Origin of the sequence: Flavobacterium collinsii, from assembly GCF_946903285.1 — a bacterium.
Taxonomy (GTDB): domain Bacteria; phylum Bacteroidota; class Bacteroidia; order Flavobacteriales; family Flavobacteriaceae; genus Flavobacterium; species Flavobacterium collinsii.
The window spans coordinates 1,023,781-1,041,367 of the sequence record NZ_OX336425.1 but is presented as its reverse complement, the minus strand read 5'-3'; the positions used below and the strand labels follow the sequence as shown (position 1 = coordinate 1,041,367).

14 protein-coding genes are annotated in these 17,587 nt (G+C 36.0%); 8 read left to right on the top strand and 6 right to left on the bottom strand.

The features are described 5' to 3' along the window. The first annotated feature begins 42 nt into the window (after window positions 1-42). The gene (locus OGZ34_RS04645; protein ID WP_263362281.1) at window positions 43-804 is read left to right on the top strand and encodes a hypothetical protein; all 762 of its coding nucleotides are present in this window, start codon (window positions 43-45) and stop codon (window positions 802-804) included. A gap of 39 nt (window positions 805-843) precedes the next feature. On the opposite strand, the gene OGZ34_RS04640 is transcribed toward OGZ34_RS04645, so the two are convergent. Next, window positions 844-1,809 carry an HU domain-containing protein gene (locus tag OGZ34_RS04640; protein ID WP_263362280.1) on the bottom strand — a complete coding sequence of 322 codons (966 nt, stop codon included), beginning with the start codon at window positions 1,807-1,809 and terminating at the stop codon, window positions 844-846. Between the two features lie 257 nt (window positions 1,810-2,066). Here OGZ34_RS04640 and dprA point away from each other — a divergent pair, with 257 nt between their 5' ends. Continuing rightward, window positions 2,067-3,167, top strand: a complete 1,101-nt coding sequence (dprA, locus tag OGZ34_RS04635; protein WP_263362279.1) for a DNA-processing protein DprA — start codon at window positions 2,067-2,069, stop codon at window positions 3,165-3,167. 51 nt (window positions 3,168-3,218) lie between these two features. Here the strand turns inward: dprA and trpS are convergent, their stop codons facing one another. After that, a complete protein-coding gene (gene trpS, locus OGZ34_RS04630; protein WP_263362278.1) occupies window positions 3,219-4,193 on the bottom strand; it encodes a tryptophan--tRNA ligase in 975 nt (324 codons plus the stop codon). Window positions 4,194-4,397: 204 nt separating this feature from the next. Here trpS and OGZ34_RS04625 point away from each other — a divergent pair, with 204 nt between their 5' ends. After that, window positions 4,398-5,147: a lysophospholipid acyltransferase family protein gene (locus OGZ34_RS04625; protein ID WP_173964519.1), complete on the top strand. Its 750-nt coding sequence runs from the start codon at window positions 4,398-4,400 to the stop codon at window positions 5,145-5,147. 561 nt (window positions 5,148-5,708) lie between these two features. On the opposite strand, the gene recA is transcribed toward OGZ34_RS04625, so the two are convergent. From recA to OGZ34_RS04605, 4 genes are all read right to left on the bottom strand, one after another. Then, on the bottom strand, window positions 5,709-6,716 hold the full coding sequence (gene recA, locus OGZ34_RS04620) for a recombinase RecA (RefSeq protein WP_173964543.1): 1,008 nt from the start codon (window positions 6,714-6,716) through the stop codon (window positions 5,709-5,711). 171 nt (window positions 6,717-6,887) lie between these two features. Next, window positions 6,888-7,397, bottom strand: coding sequence for an acyl-CoA thioesterase (locus tag OGZ34_RS04615; protein WP_173964518.1), 510 nt, complete (start codon window positions 7,395-7,397; stop codon window positions 6,888-6,890). A 119-nt stretch (window positions 7,398-7,516) separates the two neighbouring features. Next, complete coding sequence (locus OGZ34_RS04610; RefSeq protein WP_173964517.1) at window positions 7,517-7,900, bottom strand: DoxX family protein; 384 nt, start codon at window positions 7,898-7,900, stop codon at window positions 7,517-7,519. A 7-nt stretch (window positions 7,901-7,907) separates the two neighbouring features. Continuing rightward, a complete protein-coding gene (locus OGZ34_RS04605; RefSeq protein WP_263362277.1) occupies window positions 7,908-9,056 on the bottom strand; it encodes a DNA polymerase III subunit in 1,149 nt (382 codons plus the stop codon). Window positions 9,057-9,492: 436 nt separating this feature from the next. Between OGZ34_RS04605 and OGZ34_RS04600 the strand changes: the two genes are divergently transcribed. The 5 genes from OGZ34_RS04600 (at window position 9,493) to OGZ34_RS04580 (ending at window position 17,510) form a co-directional block, all read left to right on the top strand. Then, window positions 9,493-9,945 (top strand): hypothetical protein, encoded by a 453-nt coding sequence (locus OGZ34_RS04600; RefSeq protein ID WP_173964515.1) that lies wholly within the window; start codon window positions 9,493-9,495, stop codon window positions 9,943-9,945. 188 nt (window positions 9,946-10,133) lie between these two features. After that, window positions 10,134-11,426, top strand: coding sequence for a hypothetical protein (locus tag OGZ34_RS04595; protein ID WP_173964514.1), 1,293 nt, complete (start codon window positions 10,134-10,136; stop codon window positions 11,424-11,426). A gap of 102 nt (window positions 11,427-11,528) precedes the next feature. Further along, window positions 11,529-11,945 carry a hypothetical protein gene (locus OGZ34_RS04590; protein WP_263362276.1) on the top strand — a complete coding sequence of 139 codons (417 nt, stop codon included), beginning with the start codon at window positions 11,529-11,531 and terminating at the stop codon, window positions 11,943-11,945. Continuing rightward, window positions 11,942-13,381, top strand: a complete 1,440-nt coding sequence (sprC, locus tag OGZ34_RS04585) for a gliding motility protein SprC (protein WP_263362275.1) — start codon at window positions 11,942-11,944, stop codon at window positions 13,379-13,381. The genes OGZ34_RS04590 and sprC overlap by 4 nt, the downstream gene beginning before the upstream one ends. 1 nt (window position 13,382) lies before the next feature. After that, window positions 13,383-17,510, top strand: coding sequence for a PorP/SprF family type IX secretion system membrane protein (locus OGZ34_RS04580; protein ID WP_263362274.1), 4,128 nt, complete (start codon window positions 13,383-13,385; stop codon window positions 17,508-17,510). The last annotated feature ends 77 nt before the right edge of the window (window positions 17,511-17,587 follow it).

Sequence of the window (17,587 nt, the reverse complement as noted above, 5' to 3'; positions counted from 1 at the left end):
GTAATTATCGGATTATTAATTAATTAATTAAAATTATTTAAGATGAAAAGAATAAATGTATTTTTAATAATATTAATTTTTTGCAGCAGTTTTATTTCTGCTCAGGATTCGAACATTGATTATCAAATACTTGTTAAAAAGTTCATTGAAAACATAAAAAGCGATAACAAAGATGCACTTGCTGATGGGGTAGTTTATCCCTTAAAGCGTGAATATCCTATTGCAGATGTCAAGGATAAAACGGGTTTTTTAAAGCGTTATTCTGAGATATTCGACGCGGTTTTAAAAAATGAAATTGTGAAGTCTGATCCCGTAAAAAGCTGGTCAGATATGGGTTTGAGAGGACTAATGTTCAATCAGGGCAAAATTTGGCTGGATACTGAAGGGAAGCTGACTGCGGTAAATTATCAATCGAAATTTGAGCTGGATCTAAGGAAATCATTGATTGCTACGCAAAAGAAAAATCTGGATCCGAGTATTGCTTTTTTTCAAACTCCGATTTGTATTTTGGAAACTTCTAAATTTAAAATCAGAATTGATAATTTAGGAAATAATAACTATCGTTATGCTTCATGGTCGATTCAGAAGGAAATGACTGAAAAGCCTGATTTAGTGATTAATGGTGGAGTTTTAGTCGTAGAAGGTATCGGTGGGAATCATCAATATGAGTTCAGGAAAGATGGTAATGTTTATGAGTGTGCGATTATCGTTTTGGGCGAAAAAAATTCGCCTCCGGCGAAACTGACTGTTTATAGGGGTAAGAAAATAGTTCTTTCACAGGACGCGAAAATAATATCCAAATAAAAAAAATCCTATTCAGAGAAGAATAGGATTTTTTAAGTTTTATAGTGGTTGAACGAGAATCCAGGCATCCGGATTTTCTCCTTTTTTAATCTCTTTTTGAGCTTTTTCGGCTTCAGCCATAGTGGCATAGCTGCCGTACAAAACAGGGAATAAGCCATGTTTGTTTTCGCCTAGCATTCTGGCTTCGTAACCGTCTTTTATTAATTGATTATAAGCTTTTCTTGCATTTTTTTCGCTTCTATACGCGCCAGCCATAATGTGATATGGCATTGCTTTTTCGGCAACCGTTTCTACTTTTGCAGAATCTACAGAAAGTGTTACGGCAGGTAGTGGGCTTTGAATAAAGAAAGTTGCCTCTTGTATTTTATTCTCGACTTTTTTCTGAACTGAGCTTTCAACGACAAGTGTTTGGGCAGCGATTTGATTTTGGTATAAAGGATATCCAATGCTACCAGTAATTCCAAGGCCTAATACCAATATTGCAGCATATTTTAAAAGAGGATTAGAAGTTCTTTCTTCTTCATTTTCGTAAAGAGAAATAGAGTCTTTTTCTGAAATTTCCTCAATTTTTCGTTCAAAATTTTCTTTTTTCACTAGCGGAGAAACAAACGGACTTAGTCCGAAAGAACTCGTTAGGAAATTGGTTTGATCGTTTGGTGTGAATACCATTTTTTGATCAGCATTAAAACGAATTTCGCCTATGTTTTTAAGTGTTACAACACCGTTTTCTTCTAAGGTTTTTTTCCAGCTCACTACTTCAAAAGCAATTGCGCTTACGGCAAAACCATATGAAGTTTTTTCAGCCTGTGCGATATGATTGGCCAACAATCCGTCATTATTTTTTAAATGACTGTTGAAAGAGATCATTTTTGTCGGTGGAAAGAATGAATTTGTGCTTTCATTCAGCTGCGCCGATTGAATTTCTGTTAAAAATGCTCCAAACCCTGGAACCGTTACACACTGATAACGATACAGTAACTGTGCTATGTAATTTTCGATTTTCATAGTAACAAAGTTATGCAACGAATATAGTTATCAAAATTTTATTCACAATTTTTATTAACAATTGAGATATTTTTGTAGTTAATTATTTTTCAGATAGTTAAGTTTTTTTGAAGTTTTACCAATTGGTTCTCAATTTCTTTTAATGTGTAATATTTGAAGGAATTTACTTCTAATTTATATCTTTGCCGTTCTTGAATTTATTTTAAGATTTGTTTTTTAAAAGATTTTTATCGTAGCCTTTAAACCTTATTTAATTTATGTCAGATCAAGATTTATTTTATGTATTAGCCCTGTTAAAAGTAGAAGGTGTCGGAGATATAATGGCAAAAAAGTTGCTTAATCACTACGGTAGTGCAGAGGCTGTTTTTAAAAGTAAAGCGAATCAATTGACTGCTATTGATGGTATTGGATCAGTTCTTTTGAAAAATTTTAAAGATAAATCTGTTTTTGAAAAAGCGAATCAGGAAATGGAATTTATGAAATCTAATGGGGTAAAGATGTCTTTTTTTAAAGATGATAGTTATCCGGAGCGCTTAAAACATTGTATTGATTCTCCTGTTTTGATTTTTTCTAGTGGAAATATAAATTTAAAAAGCAAAAAAATAATTAGCATAGTAGGTACCCGTCAGATTACTTCGTACGGAACAGAGTTCTGCCGAAAGTTAATAGAAGAATTGGCGCCTTTAGATCCCGTAATCGTTAGTGGTTTTGCGTATGGTGTTGATATTGTCGCACATCAACGGGCAATAGATTTTAACCTGCAAACAATTGGAGTTCTGGCACATGGACTGAATCAGATTTATCCAAAATCACACAAAAAGTATATTGCTCAAATAGAAGAAAACGGAGGATTCATGACGGAATTCTGGAGTACATCAAATCCTGATAAAGAAAATTTCGTTCGGAGAAACCGTATTGTAGCCGGTATGACTGAAGCTACAATTGTTATTGAATCTGCTGATAGGGGAGGTTCGCTTATTACGGCGAATCTGGCAAATGATTACAATCGCGATGTTTTTGCCGTTCCCGGGCGCGTTACAGACAAATACAGCCAAGGGTGCAATGATCTTATCAAAACGCAAAAAGCAAACGTTTTAACGAGTGCTGCCGATTTAATTTATATTTTGAATTGGAATATTGATAATAAAGTGAAACCTGTGCAGAAACAGTTGTTTGTTGAGCTGGAATGTGATGAACAAAAGATCTATGATTTTCTTTTAAAAAATGGAAAAGAATTGTTGGATATTATTGCGTTGCAATGCGATTTTCCTATTTATAAAATTTCAGGTCTGTTGTTGAATATGGAGCTTAAAGGTGTGATCAGACCTCTTCCTGGGAAATTGTTTGAGGCGATTTAGTTTGAATTTTGAACCCGACAGATTTCAAAAACATCGGGCTCAAAGTTTATTTTATTTACCAAATCCAAGTACTTCGCGAACTTTTGCGAGAACACCATCAGCAATTACAGAAGCTTTTGAGGCTCCCTTTTTTAATAATGCATCTACTTCTTCAAGGTTGTTCATGTAGTAAGTATATTTTTCCCTTTCGGTTTTGAATTTTTCTATAATCAGTTCAAACAAAGCTTGTTTGGCGTGACCGTATCCATAGTTTCCTCCTAAATAGTTGGTTCTCATTTCGGCGATTTGCGCTTCAGTTCCCAGTAAGGAATAAATTGCAAAAGCATTACAAGTGTCGGGGTTTTTAGGCTCTTCAAGTGGTGTACTATCCGTTTCAATACTCATTACCTGCTTGCGAATTGTTTTATCGTCAAGGAAAATATTGATCAGATTGTTAGCTGATTTACTCATTTTTCCACCGTTTGTTCCCGGAATCAGTTTGCCGTCTTCCTGGATTTTAGCCTCTGGAATTACAAATGTTTCACCCATTTGATGGTTGAAACGGGAAGCTACATCACGGGTGATTTCTAAATGCTGCAATTGATCTTTTCCAACCGGAACAAATTCTGCATCATACAGTAAAATATCAGCAGCCATTAACATTGGATAGGTAAAAAGCCCAGCATTAACATCGTCTAAACGATCTGCTTTATCTTTGAAAGAATGTGCCAAAGTCAAACGTTGAAACGGAAAAAAGCAACTTAAATACCATGTTAATTCAGTTGTTTGTACCACATCAGATTGTCTGTAGAATGTTACTTTATCAGGATTTAAACCACAGGCTAGCCATGCCGCTGCAGTGCTGTATGTATTTTCTCTTAGCGTTTTGCCATCTTTAATTTGCGTAATGGAATGTAAATCAGCAATAAACAAAAAAGATTCGTTTGCCGGATTATTTGATAATTCGATTGCCGGAATAATTGCTCCCAATAAATTGCCTAAGTGTGGCGTTCCAGTACTCTGAACACCAGTAAGTATTTTTGCCATTCTATTTTTTTTCTAAATCTTCTAATCGCAAAGATTGTAAGTTTATTTTCTTTAACCGCAAAGTTCGTAAAGTTTTTCGCAATCTCCCTAAAGTTTATTCAAGAACTCCTTGATTTTAAGTTTTATTTCGGATAAAAGAGAACATTTTAAAAATCTAATGACCGAAAAATCTATATTCATTTCTGTTTTCTTACATTTGAAACCATGAAAGGATTAAAAGTTTTTTTTTGGGTTTTATGGCGTATATGGTTTTACATTTTAATGGCCATTCCGATATTGATTATGTTGCCGTTTTTGCTAATTTCTATAGTATCGGAGAAGGGTTACCCCTATTTCTTTAAAATGGCCCGCATTTGGGCTAAATTTATCCTTTTTGGGATGGGTTTTTATTATAAAGTCGAGCGCGAAGAAAAGCTTATTAAAAATAAAAGTTATATGATTGTCGCAAATCATACTTCAATGACCGATATTATGCTGATGCTGGCTGTTGTTCGAAATCCGTTTGTTTTTGTTGGAAAAAAAGAACTTTCGAAGATTCCACTATTTGGATTTTTCTATAAAAGGACTTGTATTTTGGTAGATCGAAATTCTTCAAAAAGTAAAAACGAAGTTTTCAAAAGAGCACAAAACAGGCTTAATCAAGGACTTAGTATTTGTATTTTTCCTGAAGGCGGAGTTCCTGATGACGAATCTATTTTACTGGATGAGTTCAAAGACGGCGCTTTTCGTCTGGCGATAGACCACCAGATTCCTATTGTTCCGATTGTTTTTGCTGATAACAAGGAACGATTTTCCTATACTTTTTTAAGTGGAAGTCCAGGGAGAATGCGTGTAAAGGTGCTTCCTTTTGTAGCAACTAAAGGATTAACAACGGATCATAGAAAAGAACTTCGAGATCAGGTAAGACAGATAATCTATAAAGGTTTATTGAAGTTTAAGAACAAAGAATCATAAACCATTTTAAGGAGAAAACCCGACAACTTTTAAAGTTGTCGGGTTTTCTTTTGAATTAAAATTTCCCCATTTAATATTCAAAAATGATTATCTATGAATTATTTTTTCTGAAATAAAACGCAATACTTTCTTAAACTTCAATTTGGTTTTTCTACGGTTTTTGTTGTACAACACTTCTATTCTTTCTTTCATGGTTAAAAATATTTATGGTTGATACTAAAGAGTTTGACTAGAACTCCGGTTAATGTCATACTAGTATAGAGGGAAAAAAATGAAAAAGGTTGCGTTGGAAGTCAAAAAAAAATGAAAAAAGAATAAAAACCCGTTAGAACCAAAAAACTAACGGATTTTTATTGAACAAACCAACCAAATTTGTAGAAAAACCTTTGAGTTAATACTTATGGCTAAATATTAATCAAATCTTATGTCTTTTACTAAGATGGCCCGATTTCAGAATGGTTGCGTCAATAAATGGTTATTTTTTAAATAAAAAAACCGACAGCTTTTTTTAAAGCTATCGGTTTATATATAAAGTATTGACTGTAAGTGTTTTTATAAAATTTAAGCGTCAGCTAAATCTTTGATATGTGCTTTAATTTTAAGTTCCAGTTCGTCTGCTAATTCCGGATTGTCTTTAATTAGGGCTTTTACAGCATCACGACCTTGTCCTAATTTAGTGTCTCCGTAGCTAAACCATGATCCTGCTTTTTTAACGATTTCAAATTCAACCGCCAGATCAAGAATTTCACCAGTTTTAGAAACTCCTTCACCGTACATAATGTCGAATTCGGCAGTTTTAAATGGTGGTGCCACTTTATTTTTTACGATTTTAACTTTGGTTCTGTTTCCGATAACATTCTCACCGTCTTTAATTTGAGAAGAACGACGAATATCGATACGCACAGATGCATAGAATTTCAAGGCATTACCACCCGTTGTCGTTTCAGGATTTCCAAACATAACACCAATTTTCTCTCTCAACTGGTTGATGAAGAAAACTGTACAGTTTGTTTTACTGATTGTTCCTGTTAATTTTCTTAGCGCCTGAGACATCAAACGTGCGTGAAGACCCATTTTAGAATCTCCCATTTCACCTTCGATTTCACTTTTTGGTGTTAAGGCAGCAACAGAGTCAATTACAACAATATCAATTGCTCCGGAACGAATTAGGTTTTCGGCAATTTCCAGAGCTTGTTCTCCATTATCCGGTTGTGAAATAATCAGGTTTTCGATATCTACGCCTAATTTTTCCGCATAATTTCTATCAAAAGCGTGCTCAGCATCGATAAAAGCAGCAATTCCACCAGCTTTTTGAGCTTCGGCAATAGCGTGTAACGTTAAAGTGGTCTTTCCAGACGATTCCGGACCGTAAATTTCTATTATTCTTCCTCTAGGGTAACCATTAACTCCAAGGGCTAAATCTACACCAAGAGAACCTGAAGAAATGGTTTCTACTTCTACAATGGCTTTATCGCCCATTTTCATTACGGTTCCTTTTCCGTAAGTTTTATCTAGTTTGTCAAGCGTAAGTTGTAGCGCTTTTAATTTGGCATCTTTCTCTGAACTCATCTCTTTTTTTTCTTTTTCTTTCATGTAAATTTTTATAATTTATTCTCAAAAACAAACCAGAAATGATAACTTACTGATTTAGATTTGTATCAGGCTTGTAATTTTGTAAAATTAGTTCTTTTTTTTGAAGTTTGATTCTCTCAAATTGTTCCAAATTGTCACAAATTTCGACTATAAAAATAAAGCCTTTAATTCTGTAGCATCGGTAGGTTTCATTTTTCCGGCAAGTACTAAACTCAGTTGTTTACGACGCAGAGCAGCATCATAACGTTGTATTTCAAGTTCACTTTCCGGTACAATTGGCGGAACTTCAACGGGTCTTCCGGTGTCGTCAACGGCAACAAATGTATAAATGGCTTCATTCGCTTTTGTTCTGCTTCCGGATTCACGATCTTCTACCCAGACATCGATAAAAACTTCCATCGAACTTTTGAAAGATCTTGAAACTTTTGCTTCTACAGTTACAACACTACCTAACGAAATGGCTCGGTTGAAAGCAACGTGATTTACAGAGGCTGTAACTACAATTCGGCGAGAATGTCTGCGAGCTGCAATACTTGCCGCGCGATCCATTCGGGCTAATAATTCGCCGCCAAAAAGGTTGTTTAATGGATTTGTTTCACTTGGTAAAACTAAATCGGTTAAGATTGTTAGGGACTCTGATGGGTGTTTTGGATTCATTTTTTGATAATTTTTTTGCCGTAGATTTCACAGATTATTAAGGTTTAAAAAATTAAAAACAGTTAATTAACCTTTTAAATTTGTGAAAGTTGTGGCTTACTTTTTAAAATTAAGGCTGATTAATTCAACCAGTAAACAGCTATTACAGCTGGAATAAAATATATAACAATGGTTCTTGCACCATCGTAATCCTTAGCTAATCGTTGACCGAAAAGCATCATTAATAAACTGATACATGAGAATATCGCGCCATACAAACCAAATTCACGACCGCTGTTGGTGAGTAATTGTATGGCTCCGACAACGCACAAAACTCCTGAAATTAATTCTAAAATTAAGAGATGGAGCAGGGCGAGTGGTACCTGATTTTTTAGTATTGTTTTCGCAAAATGACCTTTAAGCCACTCTACATTGTCTTTCCAGTAAAATATTTTTTCGTATCCTGATTGTAAGAATGTTAAGGCTAAAAAGGCTAATAACAAAATGGAGGCAACATTATTCATTTGAAAACTATTTTTTATGAATTAAACGAGTCAGTTTTATAGATAAATCGGTTAGAATTATTTTCGCATTTCCGTTTCTTTCAATGTGATACATCGCATCTGAAAGTTCTTTGAAAATTTCGTGAATATTGTTTCCGTTTACAAAAGGCGCAAAATTTTCGAGTTTGAATTTATCTACTTTCGGTTCAATGTAAACGAGAGTAGGAGCCTGATAATTGAGCAATAGGGCCTGACGAAACATTTCGATACAAAACTGGATGAATTTTTTCTGGCTTTCACGCCCAAGAGCTGCAATTTCTTCGCTCCAGGATATCAAATCCTGAATGGCTGCTGCATTTCCCTTTGCTCTAAATGCGGCGCGTACCCAATTGACAAACCATTGTTCGAAAGGGTATTCGGAATCGTCTTCTTTTAAAAGATGTAAGGCTTTGCTGAAATTTCCCTGTGCCTGATGCGCAATTTTAAAGGCTAATTTTTCGTCGATATTTTCTTTAGTAACTAAAGCTTCCGCAATTACTTTTTCGGGAAGTCCATTAAAATGAATTACCTGACAACGAGAACGTATGGTTTGAATGATATCTCCCTCGTTTTCTGAAATGAGGATAAAAATGGTTTTATCCGAAGGTTCTTCCAGTAGTTTCAGAAGTTTGTTAGAGGCAGCGATGTTCATTTTATCGGCCATCCAGATAATCATAATTTTGTAACCGCCTTCGTATGATTTTAGCGAAAGTGATTTTAAAACTTCCTGTGCATCTTCAACACGAATTTCACCTTGTTTGTTTTGAACACCCAGTATTTTATACCAGTCAAATAAACCTCCATAAGGCATCTCCTGAATAAAAGTACGCCAGTCCTGAATAAAATCTAAACTTTTGGGTTTTGTTTTTACATCCTCGGTGGTTACTGTTGGATAAATAAAATGCAGATCAGGATGAGAGATGTTTTGAAACTTTAAATTACAGGAATCATTTCCATTCGAGTTTTCGTCTCCCGTATTGTTGCATAAAATATATTGTGCATAAGCAATTGCCGTTGATAATGTACCACTTCCTTCCGGCCCAATGAATAATTGCGCGTGCGGAATTCGTCCGGAAGCTGCACTTTTTATCAAGTGACTTTTGATGTAGTCTTGACCTAAAATTTGAGAAAATTGCATGAAGCAAAGATAGAAGAAAATGATATAGTCAAAAATTTTAGCTCAAAAGTTTATTAATCCAGTTGCATTTTTGACTTTCATGAAGATTTCAGCTCTGTTTTTTGCGGTTTGTTGACTAACTTTTGTTAATAAACAGGTCAATATGTGGAGATATTAAGGGTTTTTTGTTAATAGTTTTTCGCGATAAACGATTAACTGAAGCTTTTTTTGATTATTAATTATGCGGTACCTTTGTTTTTTATAGCTAATATCTTACCTGATGTGATTGGGTTAATTTTAACAAAAACTCCGTTAAAACGCACATTTTCTCGACATAAGGCTGGTTTTTAAGCTTTTTTTAAGCTTTTTTTTTGAAAAAAGAAATCAATAAAGTTGCAGTTTAAGTTAATTTCTATATTTTTGTTTTTATGAACAACCAATTATAAACTAAGAAGCTATGAAAGGGAAAATTATTTTATTAAGTACACTTTTTTTTATGACAACTGGTGCCATTTCGGCCCAAGCTAAAAATGCTCCGAGAAGTATAATAAGTACAACTGCGATTATTCGCAAATACCATGATCAAAAAGAATTGAGTGGTATGCAGAAAGGAGAACTTTTGGAACTATACATCGAGCGTATTAAAGTTTTAGTAAAAACTCTTCCTTACATTGCTTTGGTTACAAAACCGGGAGTTACAATGGCAGACTTAGGTATTCCGGATGACAACGAACACAAAAAAGTATTAGATGGTCAGGCCATAGGTACTACAACATTTTTAGATACAACAGTAGAATTTCAAAGAAAAATGATGCCGTATTCTGATAAAGGAAACTTAGTGGCAGCGATTTTATTCTACGAAAGCACATTGAAATCTTTACACGAGTTCAACGAATTGAACGATATGTAATAAAATATTATTTTTTAAAACTTTTTTGAGAGTGTTTACGTAGATGAGTTCAATTTATGTCAACATTTAAAAAAAAGAGATAAAAAAACAACTCTCTCGAAAGGTTCTGACTATAATCAGAAAACTCGAGATGAGTTTTTTCATTTACGCATACCCAAATTTATTATTAACCCTAATACCCCCTTATCATGAAAAAAATTACTCAAATGATTTGCGTTCTTTTGACAGTTACCAGTATGAGTGCTCAACAAGAGAAAGGAATTATGGGCTACAACAATTGGTTGAACAACTGGACCGAATTTAAGCCTAACAAAGTAGAGTATGGAGAAGCAAACCAAATTTTAGCAGGAAATATTTCTGTTAATACTAAATTGCTGAAGAGGAATATTTATGTACTACAAGGCAATGTTTATGTTACTAACAATGCTGTTCTAACAATCGAACCAGGAACTTTAATTATTGGTGATTTTGAGACAAAAGGAACACTGGTAGTTACAAAAGGTGCTCAACTTGTTGCCGATGGTCTAGAAACTGACCCAATTGTATTTACTTCAAACCGCAGCCAGAAAAAAGCTGGAGACTGGGGTGGAATTGTAATTCTTGGTGATGCTCCGATCAATAAATTTGGAAATGTTAGTTCTTACAATTTAGATCTTGATCCTACTTTGACAACTTATGGTGGTGATAATGCCGCTGCAAATTCAGGAATTTTGAGATTTGTTAGAATCGAATTTGCAGGTAAAAAAGTAAAAGGAGTAGATACTTTCAACGGTTTAACAGTTGCAGGTGTTGGATCTAAAACAATACTTGAAAACATTATGGTAAGCTACTCTGGTGGTGACTCATTTGCCTTTTTTGGAGGTGATGTAAACGCTACTAAATTTGTTTCTTACAAATCAATCAACGACGATTACAAGTTTACTCAAGGTGCTCAATGTCGTTTATACAACTCATTAGCAGTAAGATCTTCTTATTTATCAAGTAATAAAGACGGATCTCGTTGCATGGAAGTAAAATCATTCGAAAAGAAAAGTGAGACCGATTTTACTAAAAAACAAACTTTAGTTGTTGCAACTAACATTACAATGCTTAATGACAGTGAAAATATTAAAGCTGATATTCAGTCTGGTTTAGTAAAAGAAGCTGTGTATGTGGCTGAAAATGCTTCACTTGAAATGAAGCGTAGTGTAATATCCGGATTTAATCCTGCTGTTTTATTAGATAGTAAAACAGAAATTAATGATGCTAATCTTAAGAAAATTAAATTTGAAGAAATGTACTTCAACCTATGTAACGGAAATATCTTTACAGAGTACAATTCTAACAATGAAGATCTAGAGAGCTGGTATGGAAATAGCGTATTTTTCAATGTGTATTCTCAAAGTAACAACAGAGAGACTTTCATTGATATTTTCAATGCTAAGAAACCAGATTTCAGATTACAATTAGGAAAAATTACAGCGTCTAGCAGCAACAGATAAAATAGATTTCGATTTTTATTTCAGCGTAAATTTTATTAATAAAGTCCCCAGACACAATTTATGTATTCGTCTTAATACCGGACAAATAAAGATCAAAACATAATGGCTCCATCTAGAAAAAAATATTTTATATATATAATATTTTTGGTTTCCCCTATTTTGCTTAGTCTATATGCTCAAAATACAATAGAAAGACCTACAATTTCTATTGATGCTACGACTAAAATGATAGGGTGTGAGAATCAAAATATAAAAAATGCCGGACAATTAAGTACTGGCAAATTAGATAATTCTAATCAGTTATTAGCAGGGCTATCCATCCCCAAGGATAGCCTTTCTATGGCAACTGTTGTGAAAGATCAGAATTCAGAGTGTAATAAAGAAAATCGATTTTTAACTGGTTCTTTTTCAATTCTTGCGAAAGATATTATCGAGAACTATAAGTACGATTTTTCTGAAACATTTATTGATATCCTATTTTTTGAAGACATAGATTTAGCAAGAACACGCACTATATGATTCGAAAAATTACCCCAAATTTTACCAATCTTTTTCTATTATTTAGCATTTTATTCTTTTGTAAACCGAATATCCATGCGCAGACAATAGTTCCACAGCCTCTTGATGGTCTTGAAAAACTATGTGCAGGTAAGTCATTTAATGAATTTTATGCGACATTCAGTTATGTAAATTTCCCTGTGGGAACTACATTTGCAGTGGAACTTTTAGATAGTTCAAATTCTCCAATTGCAACAACTTTGTTGGGAAGTCCTGTTGACGTTTCTCCGACACAACAAACTATAAAATTTGCTGTTCCGGTCACTCTGGTAGGATCCGATACTTACGGATTAAGAATTAAAAGTTCGACAGGTGCTGTTAGCCCAAGATTTAAAAATTCTTTGGGGGTTACATCTTTTCCAGCTTATTACAAAGTTTATGAGTCAACGTTTTCTATTAACGGTAAAGCTACCAATGCTACAATATGCGCAGGTAGTAATTTAACTCTTTCTATAGACAACGATACACCAGCTGTTATAGGATCATCTCCTTTAAATTATCCAGCTTTAAAATACAGATGGTTTAAAGATGGTGTTGTTATTTCGGGGCAAAGTGGTACAACATTAGTTGTTAGTTCTCCTGGAGAGTATTATGCTTTGGTCGAATATGGAGCATGTACAGAGCCTAATATTAGTTCAAATTTGGTAGCAGTTACAAGTTCTGCATCAGGTAGTGGAGTTGTGATTACTTCGAGCTTAGGAAATCCATTTTGCGCAACTACAGAAGGTACGGTTTTAACTGCTTCTAAAGGAAATCACTATGTATGGAAAAAAGATGGTGCTGCTTTTGGTGGTGATACCCGTACAGTAAATGCAAAAGATTCCGGAGTTTATACCGTTCAGGTAGATTTTGGAGGATGTAATGCAACGGGAAGTATCAATCTTCAAGCTAGTGGTTTTAATGCAAGTATAGATGTTGCAGATCAGTTTAAATTGGAAGAAGGAGAAAGTGTAACTGCAACTGTTACAACAGATGCGACTAGTCCAATTTATAAATGGTATTTAAACGACGCAGAAATTAAAGATGCTACTTCGAGCTCTTATATAGTTATTGCTAAAGGAAACTATAAAGTAGTAGTTTCTCAGGTTTCGGGATGTGTTTCTACCAAAGAATTGGCTTTTAAAGTTATCGGCCCCACAGCGCCGGCTACAGTAATTCCTAATGTCGTTAGTCTGCAGAATCCGTATTGGAATATTCCTGAGGTATATAAAACAGCCCAGACCAAAATAATGATATTAAGCTCTAATGGCGAAATTATGTTTGATGGTTTAGGAAGTAATTATGACCCACAAGTCAACTCTTTTATAAAAGATTTTAAAAATGTTAATCCAGTATATTACTATGTCATTCAATCCGACACAGGTGAAAAAAAAGGATCAATAACTGTAATAAGATAATATGAAGAAAATTTTACTATTCATAACTTTATTTTACGGTTTTTCAAATACACTCTATTCTCAGGCTACTTCTGAGGGTGGAGTTGTTTCGTTTTCGTTACCCATCAGAAATTCTTTAAAGTTTAACAGATACTTAATTAACCCTGCTTTTAGCTTTGTTCGTGAAACAAATGCTTATGCCAGTTTTTATAATAAAAGACAATGGGTGCAGTTTGAAAATGCGCCAAACACCTATTTAGCCAATTACTCAGGTCGTTTTAGAGAAAATGAAGCCTTTGCTTTTGGCCTTTTTCAACAAAATTATGGTGTAATGACTGTTTTTGGAGGAATCGGAAACTTTGCGCATAACATCGTTTTAGAACAGGACAGTAATTTAACTTTTGGTATGAACGTTGGTGTTTACCAAAGCAGTTTAAACACTGGTAAAATTATTACTGATGATTCGACTATCTCAGGAGGAAATTATCCTTCGAATACTTTATTGACTATTAATCCCGGAGTAAATTACGGAACTGCTTTTCTTGATTTTGGGGTATCTGTAAACAATTTGATTCTTTACAATTTTGGATCCGGAATCGTAAAAGAGGATCCGGAAAGAGCAATCGAATTGCATGCAATGTATACCGGTTATATTGATAGTTATGGTTTTTTTGACAGAAGTAAATTCTCAGGAATTTTAAAAACGGAGGTTAAAAAAGACAAAACAGTAATCTCAGGACTTGCTATGATCGCAATTCCAAAAGGAGTTTGGGCACAAGCCGGATACAATACTTTATACGGTATTTCTGCGGGTCTTGGATTTAATATTTCTTCTAGTATTGCATTTGAATACAATTATGAAAAAGGAATGGGAAATTTCACCAATATGGGTGGTTCTCATGAATTTACTATAGCCTATAAATTTAAAAATAAAAACTATTACTATGGTGATGACGAAGAGGGAGCTCTAATAGAACCCGCTAAACCAAAACCTGTAATGGCTAAGCCAACAACTGCTCCTGTAACCAGAGTAGACGGAGCCGCAAAAGCACAATTAGCTGCCGAAGCTAAAGCGAAAGCAGATGCTGAGGCACTGAAAGTGAGACTTGCCGCCGCAGAGAAAGTAAAAGCCGATGCCGAAGCCGCTGCAAAAGCAAGATTGCTGGCAGATACCAAAGCTAAAGCTGATGCCGAAGCATTGAAAATTAAGTTAACTGCCGACGCGAAAGCGAAAGCAGATGCCGCTGCCGCTGCAAAAGCAAAAACAGCTGTTGCTAATAAACCTGAGCCACAAAAAACACAGGCACAATTGGCTGCTGATAAAGCAAAAGCTGATGCCGAAGCATTGAGAATCAGATTAGCTGCGGATACTAAAGCGAAAGCAGATGCTGCAGCTGCTGCCAAAGCAAAAACAGTTGCTGCAAATAAACCGGCACCACAAAAAACACAGGCGCAATTGGCTGCTGATAAAGCCAAAGCCGACGCCGAAGCGATGAAATTGAAATTAGCTGCTGATGCTAAAGCGAAAGCCGATGCAGAAGCTGCTGCAAAAGCAAAAACAGCTGCTACCAATAAACCGGCACCACAAAAAACACAGGCGCAATTGGCCGCTGATAAAGTTAAAGCCGACGCTGAAGCCGCTGCGAAAGCTAAATTAGCTGCTGATAAAGCCAAAGCTGATGCAGAAGCTTTACAACTGAAATTAGCTGCTGATGCGAAAGCGAAAGCGAATGCTGCAGAAGCGAAACGTAAAGCCGATGCCAAAGCGAAAGCAGAAGCTGCAGATCTACAATCTATTTTAGCTGCAGATGCTAAAGCTAAGGCAGATTCAGATGCACTTCAGGCAAGACTGGCTGCAGAAGCAAAAGCTGCCGCTGCCGCTGCCGCCAAAACAAAAGCAAGTATAGATGCTGCTAATAAAGCGAAACTGGCCGCTGATGCCAAAGCAAAAGCTGCCGAAGAAGCTGCTTTAAAAGAGAAACTAGCTGCTGATGCAAAAGCAAAAGCGGATCAGGAGGCTAGACAAGCTAGAATTGCTGCTGATGCTAAGGCCAAAGCTGATGCAGAAGCCTTACAAGCAAAACTAGCTGCTGATGCCAAAGCCAAAGCTGATGCTCAGGCTCTTCAGGCGAAGTTAGCTGCTGATGCTAAAGCGAAAGCCGATGCAGAAGCCTTACAAGCAAAACTAGCTGCTGATGCCAAAGCCAAAGCTGATGCTCAAGCTCTTCAGGCGAAGTTAGCTGCTGATGCTAAAGCGAAAGCCGATGCAGAAGCCTTACAAGCAAAATTAGCTGCTGATGCCAAAGCCAAAGCTGATGCTCAAGCTCTTCAGGCGAAGTTAGCTGCTGATGCTAAAGCGAAAGCCGATATGGAAGCTTTACAAGCAAAATTAATTGCTGATGCAAGAGTAAAAGCTGATGCTGAAGCAACTGCCAAAGCAAAAGCTGACGCAGAAGCGAAACAATTGCAAGAAGCTGAAGAGGCACGTTTGGCTAAACTAGCTGCTGATGCTAAGGCAAAAGCCGACGCAGAAGCACTTCAGGCTAAACAAGCTGCAGACGCTAAAGCGAAAGCCGATGCACTAGCGCTACAGGCGAAGTTAGCTGCTGACGCGAAAGCCAAAGCCGACGCAGAAGCACTTCAGGTAAAACAAGCTGCCGATGCTAAAGCTAAAGCTGACGCAGAAGCTTTACAAGCAAAATTAGCCGCTGACGCTAAAGCAAAAGCCGACGCTCAGGCACTTCAGGCGAAGTTAGCTGCTGATGCTAAGGCCAAAGCTGATGCAGAAGCCCTACAAGCAAAACAAGCCGCAGATGCCAAAGCTAAAGCCGACGCAGAAGCGCTTCAGGCGAAGTTAGCTGCTGATGCTAAGGCCAAAGCTGATGCAGAAGCCCTACAAGCAAAACAAGCCGCAGATGCCAAAGCTAAAGCCGACGCAGAAGCGCTTCAGGCCAAATTAGCCGCCGATGCTAAAGCCAAAGCTGATGCTATAGCACTTCAAGCAAAATTAGCTGCCGATGCCAAAGCAAAAGCCGATGCAGAAGCTTTAGTGGCAAAACAAGCTGCTGATGCCAAAGCAAAAGCGGATATGGAAGCTGCACAAGCTAAGTTACTGGCAGATCAAAGAGCTAAAGCGGATGCAGAAGCTACGGAGAAATTAAAAGCGGAGGAAGAAACAAGACAGCTAAGATTAGCAGAAGAAGCACGTGAAGCAAAATTACTTGCCGATGCCAAAGCTAAAGCCGATGCAGATGCATTAGCAAAAGCAGCTTCAGCTACAAAAGATGATACCGCAAAAGCAATCGACAATTTATCTCAGTCTATTGAAAGTGCGAGTAAAATACAAAAGGATTTATTATCTCAGTTTAACTCTACAGTAGCAAGTAAACAAAGAGACTTAAATGACTTAAGAGAAGAGAATGATTTAAGTGAAAAAGGAATTTATAAAGAGCCAAAACCTTTTAAAAGTGTGGCGGCTGAAAACAGCCAACTAGAAGCTTTAAAATCTCAACTTGCTGAAGTGAATAAAGCACAGAAAGATGAAATTGCCAAGTTGACTAATTTATACAATGAAAGGCTTAAAAAATTCCCGAATAAAAATGATGCTTTAAACAAAGCTTATCTTGAAAAGATAAATGAGTTAAAAGCAGCGCAATTAAAAATGGAACAGGATAGTGCTACATTACTTTCTAATTTGGAACGTATTAAAGCCGAGACTGAAATCGAGAAAAAACGTAGAATTAAGCGTGCGGCTTATGAGAATGATCAGGGTCGATATGCGCAGGACGTTGCCGCTCTTAAACGTATTAAGGAAACAACAAAATTAAGCAGTACACCTTTGACAGCAAGCGATTTTGATTTTGGTGAAGACCAGTCAAATATGCAGATTATCAAAAATATTAAAAATGCTGATGGTGGATATTATTTAATTATTGCTGTTCATAGCAGTGTCGAAAAACGCGATCAGTTCCTGGCTAAAGCAGTTGCAGCCGGACGTACAGATGTTAATTTCTTTTACAATGTAACTACAAGTAAGTATTACATCTATTATGAGAAATTTGAAGGTTTGTCAGAAGCTACAAAAGCATTAGAGACAAAAGGAACTAAGCCATACAACGGGAAAATGGCAATCGTGAAAGTCGAGAATTAATACAGAAGAAGAGTAAAATTTGTCCTTCTTAAGCAAAAAAGAAGGACAAAGTAATAAATGTTATAGAATACGAATTG

Excerpts from the sequence above, each read along its gene's own strand:
- OGZ34_RS04645 (WP_263362281.1), top strand. The coding sequence starts at position 43 with ATGAAAAGAATAAATGTATTTTTAATAATATTAATTTTTTGCAGCAGT.
- OGZ34_RS04640 (WP_263362280.1), bottom strand. The coding sequence starts at position 1,809 with ATGAAAATCGAAAATTACATAGCACAGTTACTGTATCGTTATCAGTGT.
- dprA (WP_263362279.1), top strand. The coding sequence starts at position 2,067 with ATGTCAGATCAAGATTTATTTTATGTATTAGCCCTGTTAAAAGTAGAA.
- trpS (WP_263362278.1), bottom strand. The coding sequence starts at position 4,193 with ATGGCAAAAATACTTACTGGTGTTCAGAGTACTGGAACGCCACACTTA.
- OGZ34_RS04625 (WP_173964519.1), top strand. The coding sequence starts at position 4,398 with ATGAAAGGATTAAAAGTTTTTTTTTGGGTTTTATGGCGTATATGGTTT.
- recA (WP_173964543.1), bottom strand. The coding sequence starts at position 6,716 with ATGAGTTCAGAGAAAGATGCCAAATTAAAAGCGCTACAACTTACGCTT.
- OGZ34_RS04615 (WP_173964518.1), bottom strand. The coding sequence starts at position 7,397 with ATGAATCCAAAACACCCATCAGAGTCCCTAACAATCTTAACCGATTTA.
- OGZ34_RS04610 (WP_173964517.1), bottom strand. The coding sequence starts at position 7,900 with ATGAATAATGTTGCCTCCATTTTGTTATTAGCCTTTTTAGCCTTAACA.
- OGZ34_RS04605 (WP_263362277.1), bottom strand. The coding sequence starts at position 9,056 with ATGCAATTTTCTCAAATTTTAGGTCAAGACTACATCAAAAGTCACTTG.
- OGZ34_RS04600 (WP_173964515.1), top strand. The coding sequence starts at position 9,493 with ATGAAAGGGAAAATTATTTTATTAAGTACACTTTTTTTTATGACAACT.
- OGZ34_RS04595 (WP_173964514.1), top strand. The coding sequence starts at position 10,134 with ATGAAAAAAATTACTCAAATGATTTGCGTTCTTTTGACAGTTACCAGT.
- OGZ34_RS04590 (WP_263362276.1), top strand. The coding sequence starts at position 11,529 with ATGGCTCCATCTAGAAAAAAATATTTTATATATATAATATTTTTGGTT.
- sprC (WP_263362275.1), top strand. The coding sequence starts at position 11,942 with ATGATTCGAAAAATTACCCCAAATTTTACCAATCTTTTTCTATTATTT.
- OGZ34_RS04580 (WP_263362274.1), top strand. The coding sequence starts at position 13,383 with ATGAAGAAAATTTTACTATTCATAACTTTATTTTACGGTTTTTCAAAT.